Origin of the sequence: Burkholderia seminalis DSM 23518 (assembly GCF_902832885.1) — a bacterium.
In the GTDB taxonomy this organism is placed as follows: domain Bacteria; phylum Pseudomonadota; class Gammaproteobacteria; order Burkholderiales; family Burkholderiaceae; genus Burkholderia; species Burkholderia seminalis.
The window spans coordinates 445,806-463,584 of the sequence record NZ_CADFDK010000003.1 but is presented as its reverse complement, the minus strand read 5'-3'; the positions used below and the strand labels follow the sequence as shown (position 1 = coordinate 463,584).

Genomic DNA, 17,779 nt, shown 5'->3' with positions numbered 1-17,779 from the left:
AAACCACGCACTGGCAGACGATATGGGGACTGTCGAATAACGGGCTTGAAAACCCCGTTTTCAGGTATGAGAAATCCACGCGATCGGGTTTCATGTTTCCGGCGTGAAACATTCCGCGATTTTTACCGGCGTTGCAGCCCGCCGAACGCGCGGCACGCGACCGGCTTACCGCGTCCGGGAAAGTCCCAACGAAATTTTTTCCGGCCTTTGTGCAGCGCGACGACCGACATTCGGACCAGCCGCACCGGCGTCCCCGGATCGTTCAAATTTGAAACATATCGGTCATCGGGCCTGGGTCAGGGGAATGCCGGCATCGCTGGAACCCTTGACACGCCTCGATTTCGCTGAGCATGGCCTGCTCTTTGCGTAAGCGTTGGCACGGCAGTCGACGATGGGGCGACCGGCGGTTCTGAAGGCAGACACATGGAACCGGCCTCGGCGCCACATGCGGAAAAAATGACCGGAGCGCGCAGGGGAATACACAGCGCCAGGTCGACGAACCGCGCAAACGATCGTCGATCGACTTATCAGACCCGGAATCTTCAGGGCAATAAGACATCGGCATGGCAGCAGACGGGGAATAAAAATGAAAGACCACAGCACATCGCGGCTCGCAATCCGCGTTAAAAACATATTGCGGATTTGCCGGGCATTCGTTTCCCGGTCAACTGGATTCCATGCGTCGAATGGCCGTCGTGCCGTTCCGGTCGCCCGGCCAGCCCGGTTCATCCGGATGGTCGCTCCGTATCCGCCTCTCTCGCGCTCCGCTTCACTGATTCCCGTTCGCACGGACGACGGTGTGCATCCCCGTTCCCGCCGCTGAGCGTCGCGTTTCGATTTTCTTGTAGTGCCGGTGGTGCCCGTCCCCGACGTCGCGATCGACGAAGGGAATTCAATAGTAGTCCGAAAGGAGAGTAATCATGTCAAGAGTCATCGAAAAGATCGCGTGGTTGATCCGGGATCAGCGAGGTGTGACGGCCATCGAATACGGCCTGATCGCCGCGCTGATCGCAATCGGCATCGTCGTCGCGCTGACGGCGATCGGTACGGATCTGAAGACGGTGTTCAGCACGGTCGCGGCGGATCTGGACTCGATAGTAGCGGGCATCTGATGGACGGTACGGCGAACGGCTCGTCCGCTTCGTTCGTCGGCACCACACGGCATCAACAACCTGCCTCGACGTATCGATGCACGGTCATCCGACCAGCCGGTGCTCGAGGGTTTTGAAAGTCACCACGAAAGGAGATTCACCATGTCCAAGTTCATTCAACAAGCCGGCCGTTTCGTTCGCGACGAGGACGGCGTGACCGCCATCGAATACGGCCTGATCGCCGCACTGATCGCCGTCGGCATCATCCTGGCGCTGTCGACCATCGGGAAGGACCTGAAGACCGTGTTCAGCACGATCGCGGCCGACCTGGATTCCGCGGTTGCCGGTATCTGATGGACCGTGCCGCGGACGGCTCGGCCGGTGCAGTGCTCGAGCCGTCCCCGGCCATTCAGTCAACCTGGAACCGGAGACCATCATGGCAGCCACGATGCGTGCCGTCCGTCGCTGGATCGTCGACGAGCAGGGCGTGACGTCGATCGAATACGCGTTGCTCGCGGCGATGTTCGCCACCGCGGTGCTCGGCAGCGTCGTCACGCTGAAAGGCTCGCTTGCCGATACGTACGAGGTGATTGCAGCGGCCGTGACGGCCGCGGTCACCACCGCGCTGGCAATGGTTTCCTGATTCGACGAATTCGACCCGAGAGGTTCGCCATGCTACCTGTTGCGCCGCCTTACCCGATTCCGTTGTGCGTGACGCTGCTCGCGGTGGCGGCGGCCAGCACGGATATCGCGTCTCGCCGCATTCCGAACCGTCTCGTCGCGGTCGGGCTCGTCGGCGCGCTGGTTGCGCAGTGCATGCTGCACGGCTTGCCGGCCGGCGCACTCGCGTGGCTCGCCGGTGCCGCGACCGGTTTCGGCCTGCTGCTGCCGTTCTACCTGTTGCGCGGAATGGCGGCCGGCGACGTGAAGCTGATGCTCGCGATCGGCGCGTGGGTCGGGGCGGAAATGACGTTCTACATCGTGCTGGCCACGTTCCTGGCCGGCGGGATCGGCGCCGTTGCGTTCGCGCTGTTGCGCGGCCGGATGCGCCAGATGTGGGCGAACGTCCGCGTGCTGATCGCGCGCCGTTCGCAGGGGGCGCACGCGGAGGCCGCCGGCGGCTCCGTGGAAATCGCCTCGGTCGGCACGCTGCCGTATGGCGTCGCGATCGCGGCCGGCACGCTGGGCATGTTGTTCGCGTCGTGCGCATAGCGCGACGCACAGGCAACGAGGACGGAGCGATCATGAACACGAACCATACCGAACCGAGGCGCGACGCGCAGGTGGCGCACCTGCCCGATCCGTTGCCGTCGCGGGAGGCCCATACGAAACTGGGCACGCAGTTGCCGGCGGCGCCGCGCACGCTCGAGGAAACCGGGCTGAGCATGACGTTCGTCGCCGGGCTCGTGCTGAAGTCGACGCTGGTACTCGGCCGCCCGTCGTACGGCGACCTGGTCGAGCGGCACTGCCTGCCGCTCGCGGTGCTCGACGAGGTCTTCGCGTTCCTGGTGCGCGAGCATCTCGTCGAGCTGACCCATCGCGGCGCGACCGATCTCGACGTGACGTTCCGCCTGACCGACGCGGGCCGCGTGCTCGCGCTCGAGGAACGGGCACGCAGCGGCTACAGCGGCCCCGCGCCGGTGACGCTCGACGCGTATCTCAAATGCGTGAGCGCGCATTCGGTCCGCAAGCTGCACATCGGCCAGAGCGACGTGTGGGCCGCGTTCGAAGGGATCGTGATCGACACGTCGGTGCTCGATGCGGCGGCCGCGGCGCTGAACGCAGGCCGTCCGCTGCTGATCTACGGCCCGGCCGGCAGCGGCAAGACCTTCCTCGCCGAGCGGCTCGGCTCGCTGATGCACGGCCGCGTGCCGGTGCCGCATGCGATCTGCGCGGCCGGCGAAGTGATCCAGGTCTACGACCCGCTCGTGCATGTCGAGGCGGGGCAGTCGCCCGGCAGCCGGTCGGTCGATCGTCGCTGGCGCCTATGCGCGCGGCCGGTCGTGATGTCGGGCGGCGAGCTGACGCTCGACGAGCTCGACCTGCGCCGCGACGAGGCCGCCGGCTTCTACCAGGCGCCCCCGCACATGAAAGCCAACATGGGCATGTACGTTGTCGACGATCTCGGCCGCCAGCGCGTCGAGCCGCGCGACCTGCTCAATCGCTGGCTGCGCCCGCTCGATCGCGGCGTCGATTTCATGACGCTCGAATCCGGCAACCGCTTCGTGATGCCGTTCGACGTGTGGCCGGTGTTCTCGAGCAACCTGGCGCCGGAACAGTTCTGCGACGACGCGTTCCTGCGCCGCCTCGGATCGAAGCTGCATGTCGGCCCGATGTCGATCGACGACTACCGTGCCGTGTACGAGGCGGCCTGCGCGTCGCTCGGGCTCGTGTCGGCGAGCGATGCCTTCGATTACCTGCTGCATCGGCTGCACCTGCCGACCGGCAAGGCGTTTCTCGCCTGTTTCCCGGCGGACCTGCTGCGACTCGTGGCCGCCGGCGCGCGGTATCGCGGCGATCCGCCCGAAGTGACGCACGACGCGCTGTACGACGCCTGGGCGAGCTATTTCGGCGCGGCCCCCGAACGTGACGGCGGCCATCCGCCGCCCCTCGAGCGCGGCGGCCGCACGTTCATTACCGGCTGAGCCGATCCTTTCACGATTCGTCGAGGAGCATTGCCATGAAAAACAGTCGAGCGGTCATGATGCTGGTCGTCGCGATGGTCGCGGGTCTTGCCGCGGTCGTCTTCGCGTCCCACTGGCTGGTGCAGACATCCACGAGTTCGGTCACGCCGGTCGCGGTGGCCACCACCGACCTGAACCTGGGCGAACCGCTCGGGCCGAACCAGATCCACATGGTCAGCTGGCCGGCGGGCAGCGTGCCGACCGGCGCGTTCACCGACACGAAGGCGCTCGAAGGGCGCGTCGTGCGCACCAGCCTCGCGCGCGGCGAGCCGGTGATCGAGTCGAAGCTCGCGCCCGTCGGCACCAAGGGCGGCCTGTCCGCGGTGATCGCCGACGGCAGCCGCGCGATCACGGTGCGTGTGAACGACGTGGTCGGCGTCGCGGGCTTCGCGCTGCCGGGCAACTACGTCGACGTGATCGTCAACACGCAGGAACAACAGGGCAAGACCGACGGGCAGAGCATCTCCAAGATCGTGCTCGAACACATCCTCGTGCTGGCCGTCGCGCAGCAGGTCAGCCGCGACGACACCGCACCGAAGGTCGTCAACGCGGTGACGCTGGAAGTCACGCCCGACCAGGCCGAACGGCTCGACCTCGCGCGCAGCGTCGGCACGCTGTCGCTCGTGCTGCGCAACCAGGTCGACCAGAAGACGCTGAACACCGGCGGCGCGACCAAGCTGACGCTGCTGGGCAAGGAACCCGTGCCCGACGCGCCGCCGCCTCCCGCCCACGTGCGGCCGGTGCGCGTGCACGTCGCATCGCACGCGGCGCCGGAAGCACGGCGCGACTGCGTCGGCGTGCTGACGGGCGTGAAGGGCAGCGTCGAGTGTTTCTGAAGCAGATCAAACCAGCCAGACCAACAGATTGGCCGCCGGCCACGCGCGGCGGCCTGGGAAGTCGATAACCGGCACGGCGCCGGTCTCTCGGGGGATCAGACGAAATGAAGATCAAACCGCAATGCACAGGTACCGGCCCACTGCGGACGCGCGTCGCACGGGGCACGATGATGGCCGCGATCCTCTGTTCGGGATGGCTGACCGTTTATGGCGCACTCGCGCAGGAAGGCGTCGAGTCGGCCGCGCTGACGAAGGGCGGCGCCAGCGCGCCGGCCGCGGTCGGCAAGGGGCCGATGCAGATGACGATCAGCATGGGGCCGGTGCCGGCCGCCGCGCCCGCCGCATCGGCAGGGCCGCTGCGCGGGCCGAACTGCGTCGGCGCCGTGCGCGAGTCGACCAGCGTCAGCGTGCCGCTCGGCAAGTCGCTGCTGGTGCCGATGCCGGAGCCGGTCCGCAATCGGACGATCGGCAATCCGGCCGTTGCGCAGGCCACCATGGTGTCGCCGCAGACGCTGTACATCCTCGGGCTTGCGGTCGGCACGACCAACATGATCGTGCAGGGCAAGAGCGGCGCGTGCCGCGTGATCGACGTCGCGGTCGGCGCGGATGCGGGCGGCCTGCAGGCGTCGCTGCTGCAACTGATGCCGGGCGAGCGCGACATCCACGTCTCGACCGCGGCCGGCACGATCGTGCTGGCGGGCACCGTGTCGAGCTCGCAGGCCGCGCAGCAGGCCGTGCAGATTGCCCGCGCCTACGGCGACAGCGCCGGCGATCCCGCCGCGGGCGGCAAGGGCGGCGGCGGCGTGCTGAACATGCTGAACGTCACGTCCCCGCAGCAGGTGATGCTCGAGGTGAAGGTAGCCGAGGTGTCGAAGACGCTGATCAACCAGATGGGCAGCGCGTTCAACATCCAGGGCGGGTTCGGTTCGTGGAGCGGCGCGCTGGTCAGCAACCTGCTCGCGGGCGTCGCCAGCGGGGCCGTCTTCAACAAGGCGAACAACAAGCCGTTCAGCATCGCGGCCGACGCGCAGAACACCGACAACCTCGTCAAGATCCTCGCGGAGCCGAATCTCGTGACGATCAGCGGCCAGGAAGCGACGTTCCTCGCGGGCGGCAAGATCTTCATCCCGATCCCGCAAAGCAGCGGCAACGGCACGTCGTCGATCACGCTGCAGGAAGAGGAGTTCGGCGTCGCGCTGAAGTTCACGCCGACGGTGCTCGCGAACGGCCGGATCAGCCTGAAGGTCGCGCCGGAAGTGTCGGAGCTGTCGCAGACGGGCGTCACGCTGAGCGCGACCAACATCGGCGGCACGTCGATCCTGCCGCTGATCACGACGCGGCGCGCGTCGACGACGGTGCAGATGAGCGACGGCGAATCGTTCGCGATCGGCGGGCTGATCAAGGACAACGCGACCGGTGCGCTGAAGGCGATCCCGGGTGTCGGCGAAGTGCCGGTGCTCGGCGCGCTGTTCCGCAGCACGTCGTTCCAGCAGGATCGCACCGAGCTGATCTTCCTGATCACGCCGCACCTGGTGAAGCCGCTGCAGACCGCGGACGTCGCGCTGCCGACCGACAGCTTCTCGAAGCCGAACGAAGCCGACGTCTATGCGACCGGCAACATGGAAGGCCGCGGCGGGGTTCGCAAGGCAGGCACGCCACCCGCGAACGGCGCAGCCGCCGCACCGCAGTCACCGGCCCAGGCGCCGGCACCCGCACCGGCGCCGCAATCGGAAGCGCCCGCCGGTCCGGCCGCCGCGCTGCCCGCACCGCGCGCGCCGCAAGGCGCCGATGCGCAGCAGCCGGTGCTGGCCGAGCCGCAGCAGGTGCCCGCGCCGGTGGTGGCCGCCGCACCGTTGTCCGGCACGTCGGACGCCGCGCGCATCGCGCGCATCGAGGCCGCCGCCGCGCGTCTCGCGACGGCCGGCCCCGACACGCCGGCCCAGCCGGCGGCGCGGCCCAGGCACCGGATCCCGGCCGCAGCGCGGGCGCAGGTTGCGCGCGTGAGCGCGGCACCCGAGTCCACCGATCGTTGAAACCCGTCAAGGGGACACTCATGAAAACCGCCTACCTCGTATTCGTGCGCCGCGCGGCGCTCGCCGTCCCGCTCGCGTTCGCGCTTGCCGGCTGCATGTCGTCGACACCGGTGTGGGACAGCCGCTTCGGCGACTCGGTCCGCACCGTGATGCAGGCCCAGATCATCGATCCGCATGCCGCCGAACACGCGGCCTCGGCGTCGGGCGTCGACGGCAGCGCCGCCGCGGCCGCGCTCGACAACTACGACAGGTCGTTCAAGCAGACCGTGCCGCCCGCCAATGCGTTCGTGATCGGCATCGGCAAGGCCACCCAGTAACGACGGCATGCTCAGGGAGAACGCCATGAACAGCGCAGCACGTCATCCGAAAGTCACGCGTCGCGGCCCGCATCGCCAGCGCGGTGCCGTCGCGATCATCGTCGGTCTCGCGCTGGCGGTGATGATCGGGTTCGTCGGTCTCGCGCTGGATCTCGGCAAGCTGTACGTCACGCGCAGCGAGCTGCAGAACAGCGCCGATGCGTGCGCGCTGTCGGCTGCGCGTGACCTGACGTCGGCCATCAGCCTGTCGGTGGCCGAGGCCGACGGCATCGCCGCCGGCCACCTCAATCTGGTGTTCTTCCAGAACAACGCGGTGCAGATGTCGACGAACGCGAACGTCACGTTCAGCGATTCGCTGACCAACCCGTTCCTGACGAAGAACGCCGTCACGACGCCGGCGAACATGAAGTACGTGCAATGCACTGCCAAGCTGAGCAACATCGCGCACTGGTTCATCGAGGTGCTGAACGTGCTGCCGGGCATGAAGCTCGCGAACGCGGCGGAAGTCTCGGCGAGCGCGATCGCGACGGTCGGCGGCGGGCAGACCACCTGCGCGATTCCGGTGTTCGTGTGCCGCGGCCCGTCCGATCCGGCCTACAAGGTCGGCGACTGGATCTCGTCGCCGTCCGGTTCGTCGTCGACCTACGGGCCCGGCAACTTCGGCTGGGCGGCGCTCGACGGCTCGACGGACGAGCCGACGCTCGCGGGCGAGCTGTCGGGCAACACCTGCAACATCACGAGCCCGCCCGACCTGAGCACCACCGGCCTGAAGTCGGCGTCGCTGCGCGCGTGGAATACGCGCTTCGGGATCTACACGAACGGCGCGAACGGCTCGAGCGGCCAGCCGGACTTCACCGGCTACGCCTACGTCGGGCCGAACTACGGGCCGCCGGGAACGGCGGGCATCAAGGGTGACGCCTATACGCAGTTCGTCACCGACCGTACGAATTTCAAGTCCTACCAGGGCGATGGCGCGCCGCCGTCGGGAAGCGGGATTTCCACCAACGGCACGGCCACGGCGAGCAACTACCAGACCTACGGGGGCGACCGCCGCGTCGCGCTCGCACCGGAAGGCGACTGCTCGACGCTGAAGGGGAACAGCGGCAAGGTGCACGTCACGCAATGGGATTGCGTGCTGATGCTCGACCCGCTGCCGTTCAGTCCCGGCAAAGGCGGGGTCGTGGCGCACCTCGAATACCTCGGTTCGTCGGTGTCCGGCAACAATCCGTGCGCGACGCACGGATTGCCCGGCAGCGGCAGCGCATCGGGTACCCAGGTTCCGATGCTCGTTCAATAGCGAGGCGATCATGAACAAGCTCCCGTTGCGCCGTTCGCGTACCCGTGGCGTCGTTGCCGTCGAGTTCGCGCTCGTGCTGATGCCGATGGTCATGCTCGCGACCGGCGTGGCCGAGTTCGGCCGCGCGATCTACCAGTACGAGACGCTGACCAAGGCGACGCGCGACGCGGCGCGCTACCTGTCGGTCTGGCTGCCGACCGACAGCGCGTATCCGGTGTCGCAGGCGCAGTGCCTCGTCGTCTACGGCAGCACGACGTGCGGTTCGTCGGGCACCGAGCTGGTGCCGGGGCTCACGACGTCGATGGTGACCATCTGCGACGCGCAGCGCACGACCGGCTGCGGCGACGCGTCCGATCCGGCGCAGTTCGCGAACCTGCCGACCTACGACTCGAACAACAACGCGGCAAGCGGGACGGCGACGGGCGCGATCAACGTCGTCGAAGTGAAGATCAAGGGCTACCGTTACCGGCCGATTCCCGCGTACCCGTGGCTGCCGTCGATCACCTTCAACAACATCGTCACCGTGATGAGGCAAGTGTCATGAACGCGCGCCATGTTCCGCCGTCGCGCCGGCGCGGTCAACGCGGCTCGGCAATCGTCGAGTTCGGGCTCATCGCGTCGGTTCTGATCATGCTGCTGATCGGCATCTTCGAATTCGGCCGCGTGCTGTTCTACTGGAACACCGCGAGCGAGGCCGTGCGTCTGGGCGCGCGCACGGCGGTGGTGTGCGACGTGAACGCGGCCGGCGTCACGAAGCGCGTGAGGTCGTTGATGCCGCTGCTGTCGAACGCGAACGTGTCGGTGAATTACTCGCCGGCGAGCTGCGACGTGAACTCGTGCGCGTTCGTGACCGTCAGCGTCACGAACGTCACCGTCAAGACCATGATCCCGTTCGTGAACGTCACGGTCAGGATGCCGCCGTTCACGACGACGCTGCCGCGCGAGAGCCTGACCTCCTCGACGGGCGGCGCCGCCTGCAACTGATCGAACACACGAGGCACACGACATGATCAACATCCTCGTAGCTTCCGACGATACCGCGCGGCTCACGCAGATCGCGCGTCTCGTGGCCGACTGCGGACGCTATCGCGCGACGCGCGCGACCGGGCGCCCGTCCCAGATCGAGCATCGCACCGACGGGCTCGACGCGTTCGACATCCTGCTGGTCGACGGCACGTTGCTCGATCCGTCGGAGCTGGCGGCGATCGAGCGGATCTGCCGCGCGCACGCGAACCTGACCTGCATCCTGGTGACGGCCGATGCGTCGCCGCACGTGCTGCTCGACGCGATGCGCGCCGGCGCGCGCGACGTGCTGCAATGGCCGATCGATCCTCAGGCGCTCGGCAACGCGCTCGAACGCGCCGCCGCGCAAAGCACGCGGTGCGACAGCGACGATACGCGGATCGTGTCGTTCATGTCGTGCAAGGGCGGGGCCGGCACGAGCTTCGCGGCCAGCAACGTCGCGTTCGAGATCGCCGAGGGCTTCAAGCGCCGCGTGCTGCTGATCGACCTGAACCAGCAGTTCGCCGATGCGGCTTTCCTCGTCAGCGACGAAACCCCGCCGTCGACGCTGCCGCAGCTATGCGCGCAGATCGAGCGGCTCGACAGCGCGTTTCTCGACGCGAGCGTCGCGCACGTGACGGAGAACTTTCACGTGCTCGCGGGCGCCGGCGACCCGGTCAAGGCCGCCGAGATGCGCGAGGATGCACTCGAATGGATCCTCGGCGTCGCCGCGCCGCGCTACGACTTCGTGATCTTCGACGTCGGGGTCGGCATCAATCCGTTGTCGATGGTCGCGCTGGATCGCAGCGACCAGATCCAGATCGTGCTGCAGCCCGCGATGCCGCACGTGCGCGCCGGCCGCCGGCTGCTGGAGATCCTCGTGTCGCTCGGCTACTCGACCGACCAGTTGCGCCTGATCGTGAACCGCGCGACGCGCGCGAGCGACCGGACCCGCACGGCGCTCGAGGAAGTGCTCGGCCTGCATGCCGCCTGCACGATTCCGGACGACGCCGATACCGTGCTCGAAGCGATCAACCAGGGCCATCCGGTGTCGCGGCTCGCGCGCGGCACGGCGGTCGCGCGCGCGTTGCAGGCCTGCGCGAAACAACTCGTCGACGGCGAAACGCGCGCGGGACGCAGCGTGGCGCCCAGCGAACCGCTGATGTCCCGGCTGTTCGGCCGCAAGGCCACGCCGAAGCTCAAGTCCATGTAATTCTTCCGGGGAACCATCATGTCATTGCGCGAACAGATGTCCTTGCACCGGGCCCAGCCGCTGTCGGCAGGCAGCGAACCGGCCGGTCCGGCTCATTCGTCGGTACGCGACGCCTACCAGAAGCTGCGCCGCGAAATTCACCTGACCGTGCTCGAGCGCGTCGAACTCGAACGCCTGTCGCGGATGCCGCAGGATCAGGTCCGCATGGAGATCGGCGCGCTGATCGCGCGCATCCTCGACGAGGAGCGGCTGCCCGCGAACGACATCGAGCGCCGGCAGCTCGCGATCGACGTGTACGACGAAATGTTCGGTTTCGGCCCGCTCGAAGCGCTGCTGCGCGACCCCGGGATCTCCGACATCCTCGTGAACACGTACCGCCAGGTGTATGTCGAGCGCTGCGGCCAGCTCGAGCTGACCGACGTGACGTTCTACGACGACGCGCACCTGATGAAGGTGATCGAGAAGATCGTGTCGCGCGTCGGGCGCCGCATCGACGAATCGAGCCCGATGGTCGACGCGCGGCTGCCCGACGGCTCGCGCGTGAACGCGATCATCCCGCCGTCCGCGATCGACGGGCCGCTGATGTCGATCCGGCGCTTCGCGGTCAATCCGCTGAAGATGGACGATCTGGTGCGCTTCCACAGCCTGACGCCGCCGATGGCCGAGCTGCTCGACGCGCTGTCGCGCGCGAAGGTGAACGTGCTCGTATCGGGCGGCACCGGCAGCGGCAAGACGACGCTGCTCAACATCCTGTCCGGCTACATTCCGCGCAACGAGCGCATCGTGACGATCGAGGACGCGGCCGAGCTGCAACTCCAGCAGCCGCACGTGCTGCGGCTCGAAACGCGCCCGCCGAACATCGAGGGCAAGGGCGAGATCACGCAGCGCACGCTGGTGCGCAACGCGCTGCGGATGCGGCCCGACCGGATCATCCTCGGCGAAGTGCGCGGCGCCGAAGCGCTCGACATGCTCAACGCGATGAACACCGGCCACGAAGGTTCACTCGCGACGATCCACGCGAACACGCCGCGCGACGCGCTGACGCGGCTCGAGAACATGATCAGCGTCGCGGGGCTGTCGCTGCCGCCGAAGACGATGCGCCAGCAGATCGCGTCGGCGATCTCGGTGGTCGTGCAGGCCGCGCGGCTGACCGACGGCAAGCGCAAGATCGTCAGCATCCAGGAACTGACCGGGATGGAAGGCGACATCATCAACATGCAGGAGATTTTCACGTTCAAGCGCACGGGCGTGGACCGCGACGGTTCGGTACGCGGCCACTTCTGCGCGACCGGGGTGCGGCCGAAGTTCGTCGAGCGGCTGCAGGCGTTCGGCATCAACCTGCCGGATTCGCTTTACGACCCGTCCCAGCGGTACGAGACGAACTGATCACAGCGCGCCGTTTGCTGCCGGGGAGGCTTCATGAACACGATCTTTTACGGTTTTGTGATTCTCACCTTCGTCGCGGTCGTGCTGACCATCGAAGGGGCGTATCAATGGTGGAACGCGCGGCACGGCTCCGCCGCGCGCCGGATCGAATCGCGCATTCGCGCGATGTCGGCCGGCGGCAGCGTGCAGCAGGAGCGGCTGTCGATCCTGAAGAAGCGGATGCTCGACGAGTCGAGGCCGTTCGACCGGATGCTGCTGCGCGTGCCGCGCGTGCACGCGCTCGATCTCGTGATCCAGCAATCGGGCCTCGACTGGACGCTGCCGAAGCTGATCGTGCTCAGTGCCGTGTTCGCGGCGTTCGCATGGTTCACGACGAGCGTCGCCACGCGCATGCAGCTCGCCGCGCTGCCGGTCGCGCTGTTGGCCGGCTGCCTGCCGCTGATGTACGTGATGCGCTGCCGCGGGCGCCGGTTGCGCAAGCTCGAGCGGCAGTTGCCGGACATCTGCGACATGATCTCGCGCGCGCTGCGTTCCGGCCACTCGTTCACGAGCACGCTCGGGATGGTCGGCGACGAGTTTCCCGATCCGATGGGCGGCGAATTCCGCGTCACGTTCGACGAGGTCAACTACGGCGTGTCGCTGCACGACGCGCTGATGAACCTCGCCACGCGCGTGCCGGTGCAGGACCTGCGCTATTTCGTGATCGCGGTGCTGATCCAGCGCGAGACGGGCGGCAACCTGGCCGAGCTGCTCGACAGCATCGGCGCGCTGATCCGCGAGCGCTTCAAGCTGTTCGACAAGGTGCGGGTGCTGTCGGCGGAAGGGCGGTTGTCCGCGTGGATTCTCGGGCTGCTGCCGTTCGGTACCGCCGCGGTGATGGCGCTGCTGAACCGCGAATTCCTGTCGGTGCTCTGGGAGGATCCGGCCGGGATCCGGATGGTCGGCACGATGCTGGTGTCGATGGCGTTCGGCCTGTTCTGGATTCGCCGCATCGTCCGCATTCGCGTCTGACGCGCGAGCCGAATAACGAACCGTAGCGAGGCTGTCATGCAAAACCTGAGCGTGGTCCAGGCCGTGATGCTGGGCGGCTTGTTCATCTTCGTAGCCGGCGGTGTGCTCGTCGCGATGCTGCTGTTCGCGCCGCGCAACCTGCAGCGCCGGATCCAGCAGGCCGGCGGCGCCGGTGCGGGCGCCGTCGCAGGCCCAGGTACAGGCACGGGCGGCGACGACGACCTGACGTCGCGCTGGGTCGCGAAGCTGGTCGAGCTGTCCACCCCGATCTCGAAGCTGTCGGTGCCGAAGGAGGGCTGGGAGAATTCGCCGCTGCGCATTCGGCTCATGAATGCCGGCTGGCGCAACCCCGGTGCGGCCGCGCTGTATTTCACCGCGAAGACGGTGGCGGCGCTCGCGCTGCCGTGCGCGGTGCTGCCGGTGCTGATCACGACGTCGCTCGGCGACGAGCGCGCGTTGCTGTCGGCCATCCTCGTGGTGCTTGCCTGTATCGCCTACTACATCCCGAACATCGTGCTGTCGCAGCGGATCAAGGTGCGCCAGCAGAAGATCTTCGAGGATTTCCCCGATGCGCTCGACCTGCTGACCGTGTGCGTCGAAGCGGGGCTTGGGCTCGACGCGGCGCTGATGAAGGTGAGCGAGGAGCTGCGGTTCAGCAGCGAGGTGGTCGCGAGCGAACTCGACCTGCTGCTGCTCGAGATGCGCTCCGGATTCACGAAGGAAACCGCGCTGCGCAATCTCGCGCTGCGCACCGGCGTGGAAGACATCGAGTCGTTCTGCGCGATGCTGATCCAGGCCGATCGCTTCGGCACGAGCATCAGCGAATCGCTGCGCGTGCTGTCGGACATGCTGCGCACGCGGCGGCGCATGCGCGCGGAGGAGCGGGCCGCGAAGATCGCGCTGAAGCTGCTGTTTCCGCTGATCTTCTGCATCTTCCCCGCGCTGATGCTGGTGCTGCTCGGGCCGGCGATGATCCACGTCTATCGCGTGCTGCTGCCGACGTTCGTGGGCATCGCGCAGTGAGCGGCGAGCCGGCATGACGCCGGCCGCGCTGCACAGGATGAACGTGCCGGCCCCGACACCGCCGTCGGCCGGCACGGCAACAGGCTTCATGGAGGCTCCCTCCCCAGGCGGCGCCGCGAGACAGGTCGACCATGGCGGCGTCAACGCATCCTGGACCCATGGTCGGCCATGGAACAAGCCGTAGTCCACCGCCTTCACGGTTGCCCCCTACTGCTAACCATTGAAGCGGCGTGTCGCGCATCGACGCGCCGGGGCGCGATACGTCACTGGAAGTGATGCACGTAGCGCAGGACCATCCGCGTCCCCTGCGGCCGGTTGCGCGCATGGGTCTCGAAGTACGTGTTGAACAGCAGGTGGTCGTGCGGCGAGAAGCTATACATCGCGCCCGGCCCGATCGCGAACACGGCTTCCCGCGTGCCGGGCACGTCCTGTCCGTTTGCCTGCATGTCGGTGGTCTGGCGCAGCCAGTAGCCGTTGAGCCCGAGTCGCAGGCCCGGACGCACTTCATACTCGGTCGCGAAGTTCACGTGGATCGCCTGGCCGGCCCGCGTCGACGTCACGTCGGGGCCGAGCGACGCGGCCGGCCGATGGTTGGTCGCATTCCACAGATAGTGCAGCCGCCACGACACGGTCCATTTCGGTGTGAGCCACAGCGTGGCCGCCCAGTACGGATCGAACGACCAGAAATGACTGCCCGGGTTGATCGCGCGCGCCGGATCGTACGCGCCGGTCGGCGCGATGAACTGGAACTCGACGCGCTGCGCGAAACGCGGGCCCTGCGCGCCCATCACCGGGTCGAACTGGATGAACGGGCCGATCAGCAGGTCGCCGAACCCGGCGCGCGCATTCAGCGCGACGTTGCCGATGCCGTCGTCGGTCCGCGCGGATGCGATCCACGGCAGGATCACGTCGAGCCCCGGGTGCATGCCCGCGAACGTCAGCGGCGACTGGTAGACGAGCTGGCTCAGCCCCGCGAACAGGTCGATGTCCTGCTTCGGCAGCCCGACCTTGTTGCCCGCATTGTCGTTGACGCGGCCGGCCGTGTAGTACTGCAGGTACTGCGTGCCGTACCAGCCGGAGCCGGCCGGCGGCATGCCGTCGAGGAAACTGGTCATGCCGAGGTTGACCGACGGCAGGTCGGCCGCGTGGGCCGGCGCGCTGCCGGCGATGCCGGCGATCGCGAGGCCTGCGACGACGAGCAGGCGAGAGCCGAGTTTCATGTTCACCACCTCCTGGGTATTTTTATGGATGACTAATCAAATAGTGCGTAAAAGATCGGGATGATCGGCGATCGCGCGATACTGGCCCGCATGGAACACGAGCGGCGCCTTGCCGAATGCGTCGAACTGCTCGATCTCGCCGATGAAGAGCAGGTGATCGCCGCCTTCGTAGTGGCCGACGTTGCGGCACACGAAGCGCGCGCTCGCGCCGTCGAGGCAGGGCACGCCGCCGCTGTCCGATTCGGCATGCGGCACGCCGTCGAACTTGTCGGCGCTCGGTGTCGCGAAGCGGCGCGACAGGTCGATCTGGTCGTGCGCGAGGACGTTGATCGCGAAGTGGGTGGCCGCGACGAAATCCGGCCGGCTCGGCGCGACCTTGCGAAGACTCCACAGCACGAGCGGCGGATCGAGCGACAGCGACGAGAACGAATTGGCGGTGAGGCCCACCTTGCGCCCGTCGGGCCCGCAGGTGGTGATCACGGTGACGCCGGTCGGGAATTGCCCGAACGCGGCGCGCAGTTGCATCGGGTCGAGGACGGGACGGTCGGTCATGATCGTTTCCATGTCGTTCATGCCGCCCGCACGCTGTGTTCGCGGATCGTCGCCGCGCAGGCCGATGGCTCGAACCACCACGGCGAGAACCGGCGCGGGTCGTCGAAGCCGTCGACGATCGCCTTGGCGAGCGACGGCAGCTGGCCGGCCGCGCCGAGCAGTTCGAGGATGTGTGGCGGCGGCGGCGTGAGCAGCGAGTTGGTCCAGCGCACCACATGCTGCGCGTACGCCCAGTAGCCGTCGAACGTCTGCTGCATCCAGTCTTCGCCGAACGGCGCGGCGCCGCGCGCGACGATCGCGCCGGCATACGCGTGCGCGCACTTCGCGGCGTTGTTCGATCCCTGGCCCGTGATCGGATCGTTGACGACCACCGCATCGGCCATCCCGAACACCGTGCGGCCCGACGGCAGCCGGAAGAACGGCTTGCGCACCGTCGGCGCGAAGCGCCCGGCCAGCGTGCCGTTCGGATCGGTCAGCTCGACGTCGCGGCAGCGCTCGAATTCCCACGGCACGTATTGCCGCAGGAACGACAGGCTCCGGTCGAGATGCTGCTCGGGCGTCTTCACGTCCGCCCAGCAGTCGAGCGGGCCGCCCGGAATCCCTTCGAACACCATGATTTCGCACGGGCCCGTCGTGGTCAGCGCGGGAAACACGAAATACTCGCCGATGCCGGGCAGCAGGTTGAAGCGCACGCGCGAATACGGCTGGCTCGGCGCCATGCCCTTCACGTAGGTGAGCGCCAGCGCGCGTTGCGGGCGGTCGAACGCGCTGCGCGCGTCGTCGCGGCCCAGCAGGTTGACGATGTCGCCCTTGCCGGCCGCGAGCAGCACGAGATCGTGGCTGCGCGCGAGTGCCTCGAGCTCGGGTACACCGACGTCGCCGATCCGCACGTCCGCGCCGCGGCGCCGGACGCCGTCGAGCCAGTCGGCCATCTTCACGCGCTGATCGACCGACTGCGCATAACGCGTCAGCCGCGACGACCAGTCGATCGCCTTGCGGCCGTTGCCGTCCGGATGCGGCACCGCGATGCCGATGCCTTCGACGGCCGGGCAGGCTTCCTCCCATGCATTCAGACCGAGGTCGCGCTCGATCTGCAGCGACGTGTGGAACATGCACTGGCTCGACATGACCTTGCCCGTGCGGATCTGCTCGGCGTCGCGGTTGGTCGAGAGCGTGACGTGATAGCCCTGGTCGAGCAGGGCGAAAGCGAGTTGCAGGCCGGACTGGCCGGCGCCGACGATAGCGATGCGTCTCATGGAATGTCCTTGGTTGGCCGGGTGACGGCCGGAAGGTTGCGGGAAGCGGTGGCGACGCGTGGTCACTCCGCCAGGCGTGGAATGGCCGGCACCGCCTGTTCGGGGCCCATCGCGGCGTAGCCGCCGTCCACCGCGTAGTCGGCGCCAGTGACGAAGCTCGCCGCGTCGCTGCACAGGAACGTGACGACCTGCGCGACCTCGGACGGATCGCCGACGCGGCCGAGCAGGTGGAACGGCGCGGCGACGCGGTCGGTCTTCGCGCGGTCGCCGTGCGTCATCTCGTCCATCACGCGCGACCACGTCCACCCCGGCGACACCGAGTTGACGCGAATGCGGTCGGGCGCGAGATCCATCGCCATGCTGCGCGTGAGCTGGCGGATCGCCGCCTTGGAGGTCGGATACAGCCAGCGGCCCGTCTGCGCGCACTGCGCCGAGATCGAGCTGAAGTTCACGATCGCGCCGCCGCCGCGCCGGGCCATGTGCGGATGGACGGCCTTCGCCAGCATCGCGGCCGACACGACGTTGACGTCCATCGCGGCCAGCCAGTCGTTGCGGGTCGCCTGGATGCCGTTGTCGACGTAGCTACATGCGAGGTTGACGAGCACGTCGATCGCGCCGAACCGTTCGACGATGGCCGATACCGCATGCGCGATCGCGCGGTCGTCGGTGATGTCGAGCGCGACGAACAGCGCCTGCTCGCCGAGCGAATCGGCCACGCGCGCGCCGTTCCGCGCATCGAGATCGAGGATCGCGACGTGCGCGCCGGCGCGGATCAGGTCCTGCGCGACCGCAGCGCCGATCAGCGTGGCGCCGCCGGTGACGATCGCGACTTTGCCTGCAAGGGCGGTCATGGGGTGT

At 67.8% G+C, this 17,779-nt stretch carries 19 protein-coding genes; 15 read left to right on the top strand and 4 right to left on the bottom strand.

Features of this window, described 5'->3' with window-relative positions:
• Positions 1-920: 920 nt before the first annotated feature.
• The 15 genes from HWX00_RS12665 to HWX00_RS12595 all read left to right on the top strand — a co-directional run bounded on the left by HWX00_RS12665 (position 921) and on the right by HWX00_RS12595 (position 13,893).
• Complete coding sequence (locus HWX00_RS12665) at positions 921-1,112, top strand: Flp family type IVb pilin (RefSeq protein WP_175027736.1); 192 nt, start codon at positions 921-923, stop codon at positions 1,110-1,112.
• Between the two features lie 141 nt (positions 1,113-1,253).
• Complete coding sequence (locus HWX00_RS12660) at positions 1,254-1,445, top strand: Flp family type IVb pilin (protein WP_034191768.1); 192 nt, start codon at positions 1,254-1,256, stop codon at positions 1,443-1,445.
• A gap of 82 nt (positions 1,446-1,527) precedes the next feature.
• The gene (locus HWX00_RS12655) at positions 1,528-1,734 is read left to right on the top strand and encodes a Flp family type IVb pilin (RefSeq protein WP_034191767.1); all 207 of its coding nucleotides are present in this window, start codon (positions 1,528-1,530) and stop codon (positions 1,732-1,734) included.
• A 29-nt stretch (positions 1,735-1,763) separates the two neighbouring features.
• Entirely contained in the window at positions 1,764-2,303 is a 540-nt protein-coding gene (locus HWX00_RS12650; protein WP_175027737.1) for an A24 family peptidase, read from the top strand.
• Positions 2,304-2,335: 32 nt separating this feature from the next.
• Positions 2,336-3,736: a P-loop NTPase family protein gene (locus tag HWX00_RS12645; protein ID WP_175027738.1), complete on the top strand. Its 1,401-nt coding sequence runs from the start codon at positions 2,336-2,338 to the stop codon at positions 3,734-3,736.
• Between the two features lie 35 nt (positions 3,737-3,771).
• Positions 3,772-4,611: a Flp pilus assembly protein CpaB gene (gene cpaB / locus HWX00_RS12640; protein WP_034191764.1), complete on the top strand. Its 840-nt coding sequence runs from the start codon at positions 3,772-3,774 to the stop codon at positions 4,609-4,611.
• Between the two features lie 104 nt (positions 4,612-4,715).
• Positions 4,716-6,644: a type II and III secretion system protein family protein gene (locus HWX00_RS12635; RefSeq protein ID WP_059560793.1), complete on the top strand. Its 1,929-nt coding sequence runs from the start codon at positions 4,716-4,718 to the stop codon at positions 6,642-6,644.
• 20 nt (positions 6,645-6,664) lie between these two features.
• A complete protein-coding gene (locus tag HWX00_RS12630) occupies positions 6,665-6,961 on the top strand; it encodes a hypothetical protein (RefSeq protein WP_034191762.1) in 297 nt (98 codons plus the stop codon).
• A gap of 25 nt (positions 6,962-6,986) precedes the next feature.
• On the top strand, positions 6,987-8,258 hold the full coding sequence (locus tag HWX00_RS12625; RefSeq protein ID WP_059560796.1) for a pilus assembly protein TadG-related protein: 1,272 nt from the start codon (positions 6,987-6,989) through the stop codon (positions 8,256-8,258).
• 10 nt (positions 8,259-8,268) lie between these two features.
• On the top strand, positions 8,269-8,802 hold the full coding sequence (locus HWX00_RS12620; RefSeq protein ID WP_059560799.1) for a TadE/TadG family type IV pilus assembly protein: 534 nt from the start codon (positions 8,269-8,271) through the stop codon (positions 8,800-8,802).
• Complete coding sequence (locus HWX00_RS12615; protein WP_069245796.1) at positions 8,799-9,242, top strand: TadE/TadG family type IV pilus assembly protein; 444 nt, start codon at positions 8,799-8,801, stop codon at positions 9,240-9,242. The genes HWX00_RS12620 and HWX00_RS12615 overlap by 4 nt, the downstream gene beginning before the upstream one ends.
• 22 nt (positions 9,243-9,264) lie before the next feature.
• The gene (locus HWX00_RS12610) at positions 9,265-10,473 is read left to right on the top strand and encodes a CpaE/TadZ family protein (protein WP_059560805.1); all 1,209 of its coding nucleotides are present in this window, start codon (positions 9,265-9,267) and stop codon (positions 10,471-10,473) included.
• Positions 10,474-10,491: 18 nt separating this feature from the next.
• Positions 10,492-11,859, top strand: coding sequence for a TadA family conjugal transfer-associated ATPase (locus HWX00_RS12605; protein ID WP_034191757.1), 1,368 nt, complete (start codon positions 10,492-10,494; stop codon positions 11,857-11,859).
• Positions 11,860-11,892: 33 nt separating this feature from the next.
• A complete protein-coding gene (locus tag HWX00_RS12600; RefSeq protein WP_175029203.1) occupies positions 11,893-12,870 on the top strand; it encodes a type II secretion system F family protein in 978 nt (325 codons plus the stop codon).
• 36 nt (positions 12,871-12,906) lie between these two features.
• The gene (locus tag HWX00_RS12595; RefSeq protein WP_034191755.1) at positions 12,907-13,893 is read left to right on the top strand and encodes a type II secretion system F family protein; all 987 of its coding nucleotides are present in this window, start codon (positions 12,907-12,909) and stop codon (positions 13,891-13,893) included.
• Positions 13,894-14,156: 263 nt separating this feature from the next.
• Here HWX00_RS12595 and HWX00_RS12590 read toward each other — a convergent pair whose 3' ends face one another.
• The 4 genes from HWX00_RS12590 to HWX00_RS12575 all read right to left on the bottom strand — a co-directional run bounded on the left by HWX00_RS12590 (position 14,157) and on the right by HWX00_RS12575 (position 17,772).
• On the bottom strand, positions 14,157-15,113 hold the full coding sequence (locus HWX00_RS12590) for a SphA family protein (RefSeq protein WP_124669437.1): 957 nt from the start codon (positions 15,111-15,113) through the stop codon (positions 14,157-14,159).
• 36 nt (positions 15,114-15,149) lie between these two features.
• Positions 15,150-15,677, bottom strand: coding sequence for a flavin reductase family protein (locus tag HWX00_RS12585; protein WP_175029204.1), 528 nt, complete (start codon positions 15,675-15,677; stop codon positions 15,150-15,152).
• A gap of 5 nt (positions 15,678-15,682) precedes the next feature.
• Positions 15,683-16,921: a styrene monooxygenase/indole monooxygenase family protein gene (locus HWX00_RS12580; RefSeq protein ID WP_059560817.1), complete on the bottom strand. Its 1,239-nt coding sequence runs from the start codon at positions 16,919-16,921 to the stop codon at positions 15,683-15,685.
• Positions 16,922-16,983: 62 nt separating this feature from the next.
• Positions 16,984-17,772, bottom strand: a complete 789-nt coding sequence (locus tag HWX00_RS12575) for an SDR family oxidoreductase (protein ID WP_059560820.1) — start codon at positions 17,770-17,772, stop codon at positions 16,984-16,986.
• Positions 17,773-17,779: the final 7 nt, after the last annotated feature.